Origin of the sequence: Oceanobacillus iheyensis HTE831 (assembly GCF_000011245.1) — a bacterium.
GTDB classification, from domain to species: domain Bacteria; phylum Bacillota; class Bacilli; order Bacillales; family Amphibacillaceae; genus Oceanobacillus; species Oceanobacillus iheyensis.
The window spans coordinates 3199385-3214065 of sequence record NC_004193.1; the positions used below are offsets into that span (position 1 = coordinate 3199385).

At 36.2% G+C, this 14681-nt stretch carries 13 protein-coding genes and 2 riboswitches; of the genes, 7 read left to right on the forward strand and 6 right to left on the reverse strand.

Annotated features, from left to right (window positions below; genetic code table 11):
• Positions 1–11: 11 nt before the first annotated feature.
• Positions 12–1067: an LLM class flavin-dependent oxidoreductase gene (locus OB_RS15695; protein WP_011067475.1), complete on the reverse strand. Its 1056-nt coding sequence runs from the start codon at positions 1065–1067 to the stop codon at positions 12–14.
• Positions 1068–1145: 78 nt separating this feature from the next.
• Positions 1146–1254: riboswitch (SAM riboswitch) on the reverse strand.
• 125 nt (positions 1255–1379) lie between these two features.
• Positions 1380–1487: riboswitch (SAM riboswitch) on the forward strand.
• Positions 1488–1578: 91 nt separating this feature from the next.
• Between OB_RS15695 and ssuE the strand changes: the two genes are divergently transcribed.
• Together ssuE and OB_RS18440 are read left to right on the forward strand one after the other, a co-directional pair.
• Positions 1579–2133, forward strand: a complete 555-nt coding sequence (gene ssuE, locus OB_RS15700) for an NADPH-dependent FMN reductase (protein ID WP_011067476.1) — start codon at positions 1579–1581, stop codon at positions 2131–2133.
• Positions 2130–2324 (forward strand): hypothetical protein, encoded by a 195-nt coding sequence (locus OB_RS18440; RefSeq protein WP_160162360.1) that lies wholly within the window; start codon positions 2130–2132, stop codon positions 2322–2324. Before ssuE ends, OB_RS18440 begins: the two co-directional genes overlap by 4 nt.
• 704 nt (positions 2325–3028) lie before the next feature.
• On the opposite strand, the gene OB_RS15705 is transcribed toward OB_RS18440, so the two are convergent.
• Both OB_RS15705 and OB_RS15710 read right to left on the reverse strand, forming a co-directional pair.
• Positions 3029–3613 (reverse strand): superoxide dismutase family protein, encoded by a 585-nt coding sequence (locus OB_RS15705; protein ID WP_011067477.1) that lies wholly within the window; start codon positions 3611–3613, stop codon positions 3029–3031.
• Between the two features lie 310 nt (positions 3614–3923).
• Positions 3924–4436, reverse strand: a complete 513-nt coding sequence (locus OB_RS15710; RefSeq protein ID WP_041544337.1) for a DoxX family protein — start codon at positions 4434–4436, stop codon at positions 3924–3926.
• A 256-nt stretch (positions 4437–4692) separates the two neighbouring features.
• Here OB_RS15710 and OB_RS15715 point away from each other — a divergent pair, with 256 nt between their 5' ends.
• The 5 genes from OB_RS15715 (at position 4693) to OB_RS15735 (ending at position 10681) form a co-directional block, all read left to right on the forward strand.
• Entirely contained in the window at positions 4693–5625 is a 933-nt protein-coding gene (locus tag OB_RS15715; protein WP_011067479.1) for an ABC transporter ATP-binding protein, read from the forward strand.
• On the forward strand, positions 5618–6829 hold the full coding sequence (locus OB_RS15720; RefSeq protein WP_011067480.1) for an ABC transporter permease: 1212 nt from the start codon (positions 5618–5620) through the stop codon (positions 6827–6829). Before OB_RS15715 ends, OB_RS15720 begins: the two co-directional genes overlap by 8 nt.
• 513 nt (positions 6830–7342) lie before the next feature.
• The gene (locus OB_RS15725) at positions 7343–7882 is read left to right on the forward strand and encodes a flavodoxin family protein (protein WP_011067481.1); all 540 of its coding nucleotides are present in this window, start codon (positions 7343–7345) and stop codon (positions 7880–7882) included.
• 245 nt (positions 7883–8127) lie between these two features.
• Positions 8128–9267 carry an N-acetylmuramoyl-L-alanine amidase gene (locus OB_RS15730; protein WP_011067482.1) on the forward strand — a complete coding sequence of 380 codons (1140 nt, stop codon included), beginning with the start codon at positions 8128–8130 and terminating at the stop codon, positions 9265–9267.
• Positions 9268–9418: 151 nt separating this feature from the next.
• The gene (locus tag OB_RS15735) at positions 9419–10681 is read left to right on the forward strand and encodes a hypothetical protein (RefSeq protein ID WP_011067483.1); all 1263 of its coding nucleotides are present in this window, start codon (positions 9419–9421) and stop codon (positions 10679–10681) included.
• A 238-nt stretch (positions 10682–10919) separates the two neighbouring features.
• Here OB_RS15735 and OB_RS15740 read toward each other — a convergent pair whose 3' ends face one another.
• The 3 genes from OB_RS15740 to OB_RS15750 are packed head-to-tail and all read right to left on the reverse strand — an operon-like array spanning position 10920 to position 14609.
• The gene (locus OB_RS15740; protein ID WP_011067484.1) at positions 10920–11963 is read right to left on the reverse strand and encodes a ribonucleotide-diphosphate reductase subunit beta; all 1044 of its coding nucleotides are present in this window, start codon (positions 11961–11963) and stop codon (positions 10920–10922) included.
• A complete protein-coding gene (locus tag OB_RS15745) occupies positions 11944–12372 on the reverse strand; it encodes a flavodoxin (RefSeq protein ID WP_081427525.1) in 429 nt (142 codons plus the stop codon). The genes OB_RS15740 and OB_RS15745 overlap by 20 nt, the downstream gene beginning before the upstream one ends.
• Before the next feature lie 2 nt (positions 12373–12374).
• Complete coding sequence (locus OB_RS15750) at positions 12375–14609, reverse strand: ribonucleoside-diphosphate reductase subunit alpha (RefSeq protein WP_011067486.1); 2235 nt, start codon at positions 14607–14609, stop codon at positions 12375–12377.
• Between the last annotated feature and the right edge of the window lie 72 nt (positions 14610–14681).

Genomic DNA, 14681 nt, shown 5'->3' on the forward strand with positions numbered 1-14681 from the left:
CAGGTCTCCTTTTAGTTTAACGTAGATGTCTTCTTTCTTAATTCTTCCACTCTAGGCATCACTTGCTTAGCAAATCGTTCTAGCTCTTCCAATTGAGGCGAGCATTGTAATAAGAGCTGATCCAACCCTACTTTTTCATATTCTATTATTCTTTCGGCAATTTGTTCAGGTGTGCCTACAAGATTCGGACGTAGTCCTCTATTCGATACAGAGTAATCTTTTATTTGCACTTGTTGTTCTAGTTGGGATTTTGAAGTAAAGTCTTTCATTCCTGCATATCCCTTATCATCTTTTATTGATGTAATTCTCTCCAACTCTTGAAATGCTTCTTCCTCCGAATCTCTGCATATCACATACGCAGCCATACTAAATGATTGCAAAGCTGCTTTATTAAGACTATTTCTCCGATTTTTCATATTAGCAATTTTATCTTGAATTTCTGGTACAGTGCCACCATGCATCACATATGCATCACATAGAGTAGAAATTACTCTCTTTCCTTTTTCACTTTCTCCACCAGCATATAAAATTGGATTCGGTTGTTGGATTGGTTTTGGCGCTAATTTCGCATTCTCCACTTGATAAAACTTACCGTGGTAAGAGAATGTCTCTTCCGTCCATAGCCCTTTTAAGACCTCTAGGAATTCGACCGTTCTATCATACCGCTCATCATGCTCAGTAAAGTCCCCACCATATTGTTTTGCTTCTTCTGACCACCATCCAGAAACTACATTTAGCGTGAACCTACCTCCGCTTAATTGATCGATATTAGCTGCCATTTTCGCTAGTACTGCTGGATTATGATATATCGGCCTAACCGCTGTCATAATTTCGATTTTGTCTGTTACAGCAGCTAACCCAGCCGCTGTTGTCAAAGCTTCTAAAGAATTTGCTTCTATCCCTTTAATATCATTTAAATATAACTCAGCAATTAAAGTCGTATCATATCCCCATTCTTCCGCGTGCTGAATTACCTGTTTTGCATATTCAAAAGTAGGAGGCATCTGTTCATCTTCTACATTACGCAACCACCCTCCAAAAATCGGCAACCAGAAACCATACTTCATTTTCATCCCCCATTATCTATCGTTAGTAATTAAAAAACCCTTTTCATAAAGATAAGAAAAGAGCTCTGTCGCCGACTTCTCTTATCTACCAAGCATAGAATACTTGATGGATTTGGCACAGTATTCAAGCTAGAACCTGTTGCCGAGGCTTCTTTGGGCCATTTCCCTCCACCTCTCAGGATAAGATATTTCATTATTTAGTTTGTTGCCACGATAATAATACAAGTTGATAGAATTGTCAATTAATTTTTTCTTACAAAACAGAGTTGACTTATATGAATTGATATATTAGAATATATAAAAAATTAATACTTCTTATCGAGAGAAGCTAAGGGACCTGGCCTGTTGACGCTTCAGCAACCTCTATCTCCATTAGAAAGGTGCTACCTCCAGCAAGATGTATGTCTTGAAAGATAAGAGTCCAGATTAAAAAAAATCCGCGACGCTCTTATTTATTAAGGGCATCGCGGATTTTCTTATATTAATTTTATTTTTAAAGGAGATTGGTAAAATGAACAACATTGTGACATTGTCCGGCAGCCCCTCCGAACTATCTAGATCTGAAAAAGTACTACATTATTTAGGGAATCAATTAAGTGAACAGAAATTCTATGTGACCCATATTTCTGTTAAAGATGTACCCTATGAGGATTTATTCACAGGAAATTTCCGTAGTACAGCCATTAAGAACATCACTCAAAAAATTCAAATGGCTGACGGTGTCATTGTTGGTTCTCCTGTTTATAAAGGAGCGTATTCAGGTGTATTGAAAGCATTAATTGATATCCTGCCTCAAGATGTACTAAAGCACACACCAGTATTACCAATTATGACCGGAGGCAGCCCTGCACATTTATTAGCAGTTGAGTACACGTTAAAACCGGTTCTTGCAACCCTAAAAGCACATAATCTCAAAGGGTTATACTTTTTAGATGAACAAATCAACAAACATCGCGATATCCCTATTGCCGATGATGAGATACTACAAAGAACGAAGAAACAAGTGGACTATTTTGCTCAGATGGTTGAAGGAACATCAACACAAGCATTAACAACTTATTTATGATAGAACAAAGCTCAAAGAAGAGTGGTCGCTATGAAAAAACCAACAAAGAAATGAGAAAGGAATCATTTACCTTTATAAGAACAAAAGCGCAAGCGCCCGTTTATCACCGTATGTCCTGCGCCCCTGTTTTTCAAGGGGTGGTTCGACTGGTCGAACTTCTTTATTTCTTTGAGATAAAGGAAACACGATAAGCGTATGCGAATCGATGTTGACTTTCACCATTGGCATAAGTGCGACTATGCCTCATAAAGAACATTCGGCAGTCTTCTTTTCACCATGGCATAAGTGCGACTATGCCTCATAAAGAACACTCGGCAGTCTTCTTTTCACCATGGTATAAGTGCGACTATGCCTCACAAAGAACATTCGGCAGTCTTCTTTTCACCATGGTATAAGTGCGACTATGCCTCACAAAGAACATTCGGCAGTCTTCTTTTCGCCATGGCATAAGTGCGACTATGCCTCATAAAGAACACTCGGCAGTCTTCTTTTCACCATGGCATAAGTGCGACTATGCCTCATAAAGAACACTCGGCAGTCTTCTTTTCACCATGGTATAAGTGCGACTATGCCTCACAAAGAACATTCGGCAGTCTTCTTTTCACCATGGTATAAGTGCGACTATGCCTCACAAAGAACATTCGGCAGTCTTCTTTTCACCATGGTATAAGTGCGACTATGCCTCACAAAGAACATTCGGCAGTCTTCTTTATCGTAAGGAGGTTTCCGGAAGGACAATAGGTGATGGGCGCTTGCGCTGGACGTGGCTAAATAACTTAGTTGTTTATCCACAGCCCCAAAGTTTTATAATTTCCTAGACCATAAGAAAAGAGACTAGGAATGTTCACTCATTATCCTAGTCTCTTTAAAATTATGAAATCTTAAAGGCTATATATTACTCTCCTATGACACCACATGCAATACGATCTCCTGCATCACCAGATGGCTGAGACTTATAATCATCTGGACCTGAATGAATTATTAATGAGGTTCCTTGTTCAGTATACAACGTATTCTCTGTATCAGCCTGTAGAGTCACCATTGGTGCATCTACCTCTGTCTGAACTGTTCCATCTTCCTCTACGGTAATGTTCTCTAAATCACCTGCATGAGGTCCTTCTGGATGATTGAACCCGTGCTTAGCATTTGTCGGATTATAATGTGATCCTGCTGATTCAAAATTTGGCAATTCACATTTACCTGCTTCATGAATATGAAAACCATGTTCTCCTGCTGGAAGATTTTCACCTTCTAATGAAATCTGAACCCCTTCTTCACCTTCTGTTAAAGTAGCTGTTCCAACTACTTGTCCTTCATTATTTTCTAGCGACACTAAAACTTCCTCTTCCGCAGTTGCATTCGATTCTACCGCTTCTTCACCTTTATCCTGATTTTCTTCATCTGATTGATCATCACCGCAAGCCATCAGGAACAGCGCAATTACCATAAACGACAATAAATATACCCATTGTTTTTTCACTATGTTTACTCCTTTCACTGAAGAAATGAATATATAATGATTTCCTATTTCTATAATTCACAACTTAGCTTAGATTTAAACGCGAAATTTGGTATAATATGTAATTTGTAAAAATCCGAATAATTGGCATATGAAACCCGATTTATATGTATACTCCGCTTTCTCATGCATCGAGGTCTTCTATACCTTCCACAGGGCAAGGAAGACCTCGACTGCATTGCAAGCAGAGCATCGTTTTTTGAATTTCAAGGAGTATCGTATATTTCATATGCTTATTCTAACTTTCATCCGTCTTCTAACTAGAACTTTTTCAAGCAGCTAGTGTTGTCTTATTTTGTTTCTGCTTTCTATTTTTCCATGTGTGTTTCATATACGGCATTACCCAACGATCCACACCGTATTTACCAGCATTAGCTCCAGCCACAATGATAAAGATTGTCAGTAATACCATCTGTGCATTTGTGCTGACTGTTCCACTAAATAAGAACGCGAAGTTCATAGTGATACCCATTAAAGCAGCGAAGTTTGTGAATAAACCAAGAATTAATGCTATCCCTACCAGTACTTCTCCCCACATTACTAAAACAGTAAATAACTCTGCGTTCGGAAGAGCAACAGCTTCTAAAAAGGCGCCCCACCAAGCTTGAACTGTTGGATGTTCTCCACCAGTTTGAGCAATAGCTCCTTGTAAGAAACCACTTGCATCAAACTCTCCTCCCATTATTTTACCTAAACCACTTGTTAACCAAACATAACCAATATACACTCGAATTATTGTCCATAGACCAGCAGCTACCTTATGATTTCTAATAAAATTCATCATTGCCTTTTCTCTCCCTTTTAATTAATTTCTCAACACTTTGTTCAAAATTTCACAAATAAATTTATTAGGATATCCTTTTTACACTTTTATAATAGCATTTTTGTAACACGGAAACGATGTTCTGTGAATGTTTTCACATTATAGAAACAAAGTAGTGAATACTTTTTGAACAATTAAAAATTAAATTGAAACCTTTCACACAAGAAAGACGTATTTAAACTATCGGCCAATATATTAAATTCAAGGAGGTTTTTGAGTGGAGCCTTTATTACATGTTCAAAACTTAAAAAAATCTTTTAAGGATAAACAAGCTTTAAAAGGAATATCATTTGAAGTTCACCGTGGTGAAATCATGGCTATTCTAGGCCCTAATGGTGCAGGAAAATCCACCACTATCCGTAATATCATGGGGATTATGTACCCTGATAGTGGGACTATTCAATTTAATTATAATGGGAAAGGTATCCCCAAAAATAAAATCGGATATTTACCTGAAGAAAGAGGATTGTACAAAAATGTAAAGGTAATGGATATCCTATTATATTTAGCGGATTTAAAAGATTATCCAATTCAACAAGCAAAAGAACGAGTACTTTATTACTTAAAAAAATTTGATCTAGAAGGTAAAGAAAATGTCTCTGTAGAAGAACTGTCCAAGGGGATGGGACAGAAAGTACAATTCATTGGTTCCATTATCCATGAACCTGATCTACTAATTTTAGATGAGCCTTTTTCAGGATTAGATCCAGTCAGTCAGGACATTTTTAAAGATGAAATCTCGCAACTAGCTGCTAATGGAACAGCAATTTTACTTTCCTCTCATCAAATGAATTTAGTAGAAGAAATGTGTGATCGATTATTTATGATTCAAAATGGACAAAAAGTAATTTACGGTACATTAGATGACGTAAAAAAACAGTATGCTAACTACAAATGTACCATTTCAGGAAAAAATAGCATGGAACAAATGCAAACGATTCCTAACGTTGACCGAATTGAACAAAATGGAGATACCATTGTCCTCCATCTTGAATCTGATGTGAATCCACCACTTTGGTTACAACAGCTCCCTGAGGATTTACATATATCAGAACTTAAGCTTAATCGCATATCACTTCATGAGATATTTATTGATATTGCGACCGACCAGCATCTAATGAAGAAAGGAGAGGATGAGATTTATGCGTAATGCTTGGAAAGTTGCCAAATGGGAATTAAAACGTAACCTAAAAAATAAAACATTTGTCATTGGACTATTTATCTCGCCCCTTCTACTTCTTTTCTTTTATTTCATCGGCAGCCTATTTTCAGATTCAAATGAATCAGAACAAATGACAGTGTATGTAAATGATCAGATGGAAGTATTTTCAGAGTTTGAAAATATTGTAGATCAGCAAGGGTTTGATTGGCAAATAGAATCAACTGATGTCAGTCAAGCAGAGTTAGATGAAGTAGAAGAGGATAATACTGCATATCTGTTTATCTTTGAAGAAGCATTACAGTCAGGTTTTGTCCCTATGCATTTAAGTGAAGATGTTGATCCTGCATTTATTGGTCAAGTTCAATCTTTAAGTGCTCCTCTTCAAGCGATACGAGCTTCTGATTCTGGACTCTCTGATCAGCAAGCTGAGCAGTTATTACAACCAGTAGTATTTATAGATGAGACAACAATTGATGCAAATGAAGAATCAGCAGCAATGACAGATACATTGCAGCAAATGGTACCAGGTATTTTCGCGGGAGTAATTATGCTTTCCATCGTTTTTACTGGTATGGCAATTTTCCAAAGTGCTTCGCAAGAAAAGAAGGATAAAATTGCAGAAATCATTCTTTCTTCATTAACACCGTCGGAACTAATGCAGGGAAAAATTATCGGTTATTTTATACTTGGATTAATTCAGGTTATCGTATTTATTGGGATTATTCTTCCAGTTGCTGTATGGCAACTTGATATTCCCATACTGGAATATATATTCGTTCCAGAAACCATCTTATTAGTATTTATTGCTCTATTAAGCTATTTAATGTTTGCCGCTATCTTTGTAGGGATTGGTGCAACAATGGCTGATGTAACTACTGCTGGAAATTTCCAAGGCATGGTAATGATGCTTCCATTCTTACCATTTATTTTAGCCGGTCCAGTCATCAGCGACCCTAACGGAATTGTTGCAACCGTAAGTACGTATATACCTTTTACTTCTCCTGGGGTACTGCTATTACGGCTTACCTTTTTAGAAGAATGGCCATGGATAGAAATTATCATTTCATTAGCCATTTTAATTGTGAGCATTGTTATCTTTATGAAGCTAGCAGGTAAGATCTTTCAAGTTGGTATCCTTATGTATGGTAAGAATGCAACGCCTAAAGAAATTTGGAAATGGATACGAGCGTAATAATGTTTGTGAATCAATTTCGTAATTAAGGTATTTGGTTTAGAACCCGATTGTTATGTTGTTTGATTTCCATTGCAGACGGCGCTTACCGCAGGCACAGCTTCAACGAACTAGGAAAAGAGATTCGCTTTTCCTAGTGGATTTTCAACTCGTGCTATACCTGCAGGAGTCGCCGTCTTCCATTCCAATCAAATCCAAGAATTCTATATAATCCAAACCTTAATATTTATATACGAAATATCATTTCCATTCACCTTTCTTTCATTTTATGTGGAATCGATACATATACTCCCTATAAGAAAAATTAGAGCAAACCTTGCTAACTAAGACTTTTTCATATTACAACGAGTCAGGAACAAATGTATCGCATCCCCTACACTTCTTTCAAAAAGAATTGTACTATGCTATCTTAGTTATGAGGTGCTCAAAACTGGACAAAGATATTACTCTAATGCAGCAATGTATTCACTCGATTTATACCAAAAAACTTTTCCCTTAATGAGGAGGATATACATGAGTGTAATTGTTTTTCACGGTTCAACTAGGGAGCATGGAAATACAGAATTATTAACCTATCGTGCTATCCCGAAGGAAGTAGGTACACATATATATTTACGAGAGTACCAAATCGAGCCAATTGTTGATCAGCGCCATGATGAAGAAGGCTTTGATAAAGTAGAAGATGATCATCAATTACTCATAGATCAATTATTGCAACACGATACGATTGTTTTTGCTACGCCTATCTATTGGTATAGCATGTCAACTCCAATGAAAACTTTTATTGATCGTTGGTCACAAATATTAAGACACCCAAACTACTCACATTTCAGAGAAGCTTTATCTAAAAAGAACGTATATGCAATTATTGTTGGTGGGGATAACCCACATATTAAAGGTTTACCTTTAGTACAACAATTTCAATATATTTGTCAATTTTATCAAATGGATTTTAGTGGATACGTTATTGGAAAAGCAAGTAAGCCAGGAGATATCCTGAATGATCATCGGGCATTACAAGCTGCTTCCCATCTTTTACCTTCAATTAAATAATTTTTTTGATACTTCTAAAGAATAATCCCCTATCCGTCGATAATAAGAGATGAGTCTAAAACGCCGGGACCTAAATGAGAATCTAAATTCCTATATCAGGGAGGAAACATAAGCTAATATTCCTTTTTCTTGTTATATTATATAGGATGATTTATTCGTTTTTTTATAATTATGTTTATTCTCATTATTTTTAGGTTATCCTAAGACTATCATAGAATCTAGCAATCTCAAAAGGGGAGGAAACGATGAAGAGAAAAACATCTATTGCAACACTTTTTAGCATGATATTGATTGTCATGTTTAGCTATTTATTTTCACCAGCTATTACTCATGCTAATGGTACTGATACATACGAAGTAAGCTCTTCTACTTTAAATATTCGCAGTGCACCTTCTAATGAATCTAGTATTGTAGGTCAATTTGTTAAAGGTAACCAACTTACGACATTCAAAGAGCAATATGACTGGGTTCAGACATATTATGGCGGAAAAGAAGTTTGGGTAGCGAAACATCATTTAGTGCCAGTTTCAACTTCCAACGTATCTTCTACTACGTCAGAAATGAAAGAGAACATATCTGTAACGGTTGCAGCTGAAAGTGTAATGATTCGTGCTGGAGCAGGAACGAATTATAAAAATACACACTCTGCCTATCAGGGTGATGAATTTGATGTGATTTCATCTCAAGGTGATTGGTACCAAGTTAAATTACCAAATGGAGAAACCGGTTGGATTGCTTCTTGGTTAACGACAGAGGTCGGTGGAGTTGTTAGCGAATCGACTGCAAGCGATAGTAGCAATTCTGAAAGTGTTACTAACGCTCCGGAACAACAACCAGCAAGTTCGGGTTCTCTAGCTGGGTATACAATTGTTATCGATCCTGGACATGGTGGTAAAGATCCTGGGTCAATTGGCCTTGGAGATGTTTGGGAGAAAGATATCGTATATAGTACTTCCAACCATGTAGTGAATCAATTAAAAGAAGCAGGAGCCAATGTAATTACGACTAGAAGTGGAGATTATTTTGTCTCGTTAGAAGAACGTGCACGGATTAGTAATGATTATCAAACAGATGCATTTATAAGTATACATTATGATTCATTCCCATTACTGTCTGTTAGTGGAACTACAACTTATTATGCGCATAAAGAGGATCAACCTTTAGCAGCTGATATCCAGTCTTCCATTGCTTCTTCAGTAGAACTTACTAACCGAGGCTCTATGCAAGCAAACTATAAGGTATTAAGAGATACAACTGCGCCATCTGTACTACTCGAACTTGGATTTATTAGTAATCAATATGACGTTAATATTGTGCAAACAGATGATTATCAACGCAGAGTAGCAACAGCAATTACCAATGGACTCATTCAATACTTTAAGTAAAAATCAATATACTATTATGTTAACTGAACTATCCTCTTCTGTGATAGTTCAGTTTTATTTTTATATTTAAAACCTTCTTTGGCTTTACTTTTGTAGTACACATAAAGAATGCTATACTGTGAATAAGTTATAAAATGAATTGAGGGTAAATATGAATCAACAAGTGAAACGACTTATTGAAGATACGAAGAATAAGTGGAATTTATCAACTTATACTCTAGAATCACATTCATTTTTCCAAGAGAAAATGGATTCAAATGAGTTAGGGTTTGTATTGTCTATGACTTGGAAACTAAATGGTTCTATAGAGAATGCTGATGAATTAAGTACAATTAACATTGATTTAAATGTGGATAACGGCAACGTACGTCGTATATTATTTACAAATTATAATAACAATCTTGAAGAAACACTCTTTCCAGACATGGATGATATAGAAGATATTATTGAGTGGATTGAAACTCAATCTACCTTAGAATTCGGAAGACAATTTACATTAGTCGATCAAAGTGAAACAGAATTATTATTTCAAGCATCTGTAGATAATATTTCCGTTTTCCCTTCTGGTTCCATACAAATTAAATTTAACGAAGACGGAAAGCTAGTTCATTTTTCCGTAGACGGTGTATTTCCAGATGAATCACAACTAGATTGGGAACCATTCGCTTTAACCAGTGACATCACCAAACCGATTGCAGAAGACCAAATCCAATTAATCGAAATTCCATCTGAAGATAAGGAAGCATGGATACCTATTTTCGTTGTTTCATCTGTATTTATTACAAATGACGGTAAAAAAACAATATCCTATAATGAAGTAGAACGGCCTAAGTCCTATATTAATAAGGATACTGTTTTACGATGGACCGAGCCAAAAGAAGGAACTTTACAGCCCGTTAATTTGGAGCCAAAATTGGAGTATTCAGAAGCTGAGGTGTTTAGCCAAGTAGATGTAATGAATAATGATTTACCGATATCCACAGAAGATCAACTTAGCCTTACCGAGGGTATTATTGAGTTCTTACAGCAGAATTATCCACAAGACAGTGGAAAATGGAGATTAACTGGTGTATGGAGAGATGCAGGTTATATTTTCGGTCAGGTATTACCTGTTGAAAAAGATAGTAAAGTTATAGAACATAAGATAAATGTAGTCTTTGACTCTCAAACGCTAGATGTGCTTAATTATGTGGACACTGAATCCTTATTAAATATGTATGATTTTCTTAGCCCAGCAGAAACCCCAACGTTAACAGAAGAACAAGCTGCAGAAAAATTAGTACCTAATGTAGATATATCCCCAGTGTATGTGTATGATAAATCTACATCACGATACTGTCTCTGTGGAAAACTTGATTCTAATTTCGGTGTACATGCTGTTACCGGAGAGTTAGTATCGCTTGATGAATTGTAAGGTTTAAAGAACCTGTTACTAAAATATGTTCGTTAAAATACCAAACTATATGAATTGAATCTTAGTTCAACGCATCATATAGTTTGGTTATTTGTGTTTCGGTCTAATTTATGAAATGAATGTGGATAAGCTATGGAAAACATCTGCGACTACTGTGATTAATCACAGTCCATTATCTGTTATAAAATAGGATATCCACAAGCAAAATAAAAAAAGCGGAAGTTAGTAATCCGCTTTTTTATAAATCATCAAAACCGTTCAAATCACTTGTTTTGGTATATTGACGAGATTTCTGTTCGAAGAAATCTGTTTTCGTACCATCAAAGTTGTCCACATATGCACGAACCCACTTCATTGGATTTTCCACATGCTGTGGATATAGTTCCTCTAATCCCATCATTCTCAACATTTTGTTAGCACGATATTTGATATAACCATCCATATCATCCATATCTATACCTTCTAATTTATTTAACACATAATGAGACCATTCAATCTCTAACTCAACTGATTGTTGGAAACGATCATAAATCCAATCAATAAATTCAGCATTGTTATGAGATGGATTTTCTTCTAGAGTTGCTCGGAAGAGTTCGGTTATAAATCGGCCATGCTCTAATTCATCACGATTGATATAACTAATCATTGTAGAAGTTCCTACCATTTTATTTTGTCTTGCTAAATGGTAGAAGAACGCAAAACCTGAATAGAAAAACATTCCTTCTAGTAGAGAAGTATACACAAGTGTTTTAAGCATGTTTTCCATACTTGGATTATCCACAAACGCATTGTATTGTTCGGTTAGCTGTTCATTTCTTTTTAACAATAATTCATCTGTTCTTCCTAATTGAAATGCTTCATTCTGTTCATTCCAAGAAACAACAGAAGATAATACGTAAGAATAACTTTCATTATGAACTGCCTCTTGCTGTGCTATTACTGCCATAATAGATTGAACAGAAGGATCAGTTGCATATAAAGATATTAGTAAAGCTGTTCTTGTTTGTGGCGCATCCAATGTGGATAACAGTCCTATTATTTTTAGGTACGCATCTTGTTCTTCTTTACTTAATGTGGAAAACTGCTTAACATCACTAGACATATTTACTTCATCTGCTTGCCAGTAGTTTCCTACGAGTCGTTTGTACATTTTATACCAATGTGGATAAGCAATATCATTCCAATTTAAGATTCCGCTTGATTCCCCACCAAATAGCTTTGTGGACTTATTTGGATTTCTAGGCTCTAATGTTTTTGCTTTCTCAAGCATAACTTTTTGCATGATGTAACACTCCTTCTAGCCAATCATATACAGCTCGTTGTTGATAACCTCTCGGAGACTGCTCAATTTTTAATACTGGATGAGAGCTTCCATAAAAATGAGATAACTTATCCACAGCTTTACAGAATAGATCGTCCCCGCCAAATTGCGTATCTCCTGTTCCGAAGATAACCATATTTGATGGTTTATACCCAATTTCCCAAACAAAGTCTTTTACTTCATCTGGAGTTGCTCCTCTCTCCCAAGTAAACGTACCTAAGAACACCAAATCATAGTTCTCAGGATGGAAGGGAGCATCGATACCGATTCGATGCAAATCCACTTCAACTCCATCCTTTTGTAAATAATCTTGGATCATAAAGGCAACTTCCTCTGTATTACCACTATAGGTTAGATAAGCTATGATCATCCTCAACTTGAACACCACTCACATTCTTCAATATCATTGGATGTAGAACGTACATAGTAAGTTGTTTTTAAACCTTCTCTCCATGCTTGCGTATGGAGGTCTAACAATACAGATGCTTTTATTGTATTAGGAACATAGAAGTTAAAAGAAATACTTTGATCAATGTGCTTCTGACGTTTCGCATTTTGCTTCACAGAAAAGCGTTGGTCTACAATATACGCAGATCGACGATAGACATTATACGTATGATGATCTAACTCAGGTGCAGTCACAGGAATCTTGAAGTCTTTTTTCTCTTCATAATAGAATACTTGGAAGATCGGATCGATACTAGCCGTTGAACCAGCAATCATTGCTGTAGTTGAATTTGGAGCTACCGCCATAAGATATCCATTACGCATACCATGCTGTTTGACTTCAGCTTTTAATTCGTCCCATTTGTTTCCTGTGTATCCTTTTTGGTCAAAATACTCCCCAGTTTGCCATTTACTTCCCTCATATACTGGATAATGACCTTTTTCTTTACTTAATTCCATGCTGCTTTGAATAGTTAGATATGCAATTTTTTCGTATAATTCATCTGCATACGCAACTGCTTCATCTGACTCCCAAGCAATACCTTTTAGCGCCAATAAATGATGCCATCCAAACGTTCCTAATCCAATCGCACGGTATTTTCTATTCGTAATCTCCGCTTGTTTGATTGGTAAGGTATTTATATCAATCACATTATCTAACATACGTACTTGAATCGGAATAAGTCTTTCTAGTACATCGTTTTTCACAGCTCTACCTAAATTTACAGAGCTTAAGTTACAAACTACGTAATCTCCAGATTTAAATTTCTTTACGATTGTATTTTCATTTTCTAAGAACTCTTCTACAAACTCAGTTGGAGACTGGTTTTGCGTAATCTCTGTACACAGATTTGAACAATAGATTAAACCTTCATGTGCGTTTGCATTTTGACGGTTAACTTCGTCACGATAGAACATAAACGGTGTACCAGACTCTAATTGTGATTTCATTAAGCGTTTCATAATCTCAATTGCTGGAACTTTGCGTTTCGACAACGCTTCATTTGCTATACATTCTTCATATCTTGTTCTAAAACTTCCGCTACCTTTTTGTTCGTCATAGAAGTCTTCTAAGGAATATCCCATTACTTGTCTTACTTCATGCGGGTCAAACAGGTACCAATCTCCACGATTTTCTACTTGTTCCATAAAGTAATCTGGCAAACATACACCTGTAAAGATGTCGTGAGCTCGCATACGATCGTCACCGTTGTTTAACTTTAAATCAAGGAATGATTCAATATCTTGATGCCAAACATCTAAATAAATCGCAATTGCGCCTTTTCGAGTACCAAGTTGGTCAACACTTACCGCTGTATTATTCAATTGTTTTATCCATGGTACAACGCCACTAGACATTCCTTTGAATCCCTTAATGGAACTTCCTCTTGCACGAATTTTGCCCATGTAAACTCCAATACCGCCACCGTTTTTAGATAACTTCGCAATATCGGAATTACTATCATATATTGATTGTAAGCTATCATCCACAGTATCTATGAAACAACTAGATAATTGACCATGTGTTTTTCCAGCATTTGTCAGTGTTGGTGTAGCAACCGTCATATATAAATTACTTAACGCCCAATATGCTTCTAAAACATTCTCTTGACGTTGATCGGCAGGCTCATCTTGCATAATATGCATAGCAATGACCATCCATCTTTCCTGGGGTAGTTCATAAACATTTTTTTCATGATCAGTAGCCAAGTAACGAGTCGCCACAGTGTATATACCTAGATAATTAAATAGTTGATCTCGCTCAGGTTGAATAGCTTTTCCAAATTCTTCAATGTCTTCTTTAGTATATTTTTGTAGAAGGGCAGGCGTATAGATACCTTTTTCAGTTAATTGTTCTAATAATGCGTAGAAAGAACCGTAAGATCCTTGCGTATAACCTCTATTATTGCTAGCTTCGCGGTACAATTTTTCTACATATATACGTGCAGCTGCAAATCCCCAGTTAGGAGTAGCTTCATCCATGTTTTCTAAAGCAACATTAATAAGCGCATCCTCTAACTTAGCTTCCGAGCTATTTGTAGGAATGATTTTCTCCGCTTTCTCATACCATTCATTTTTGTTTATATTTAGGTTTTGACTTGCTCTTTCTACCTTTTGCCAAGCTGATGCTTCCAACGTTGTTCCAATGTCCATTGTCATAGTTTTGCCTCCCAAAAATATAAAAAATATGTATAAATAAAAAAACCAATCTCCTAATCCAGAGATTGGTTC

Coding starts and splice junctions, on each gene's coding strand:
- OB_RS15725 (WP_011067481.1), top strand. CDS start 7,343: ATGAGTGTAATTGTTTTTCACGGTTCAACTAGGGAGCATGGAAATACA.
- OB_RS18440 (WP_160162360.1), top strand. CDS start 2,130: ATGATAGAACAAAGCTCAAAGAAGAGTGGTCGCTATGAAAAAACCAAC.
- OB_RS15695 (WP_011067475.1), bottom strand. CDS start 1,067: ATGAAGTATGGTTTCTGGTTGCCGATTTTTGGAGGGTGGTTGCGTAAT.
- OB_RS15750 (WP_011067486.1), bottom strand. CDS start 14,609: ATGACAATGGACATTGGAACAACGTTGGAAGCATCAGCTTGGCAAAAG.
- OB_RS15720 (WP_011067480.1), top strand. CDS start 5,618: ATGCGTAATGCTTGGAAAGTTGCCAAATGGGAATTAAAACGTAACCTA.
- OB_RS15745 (WP_081427525.1), bottom strand. CDS start 12,372: ATGATCATAGCTTATCTAACCTATAGTGGTAATACAGAGGAAGTTGCC.
- OB_RS15735 (WP_011067483.1), top strand. CDS start 9,419: ATGAATCAACAAGTGAAACGACTTATTGAAGATACGAAGAATAAGTGG.
- OB_RS15710 (WP_041544337.1), bottom strand. CDS start 4,436: ATGATGAATTTTATTAGAAATCATAAGGTAGCTGCTGGTCTATGGACA.
- OB_RS15740 (WP_011067484.1), bottom strand. CDS start 11,963: ATGCAAAAAGTTATGCTTGAGAAAGCAAAAACATTAGAGCCTAGAAAT.
- ssuE (WP_011067476.1), top strand. CDS start 1,579: ATGAACAACATTGTGACATTGTCCGGCAGCCCCTCCGAACTATCTAGA.
- OB_RS15730 (WP_011067482.1), top strand. CDS start 8,128: ATGAAGAGAAAAACATCTATTGCAACACTTTTTAGCATGATATTGATT.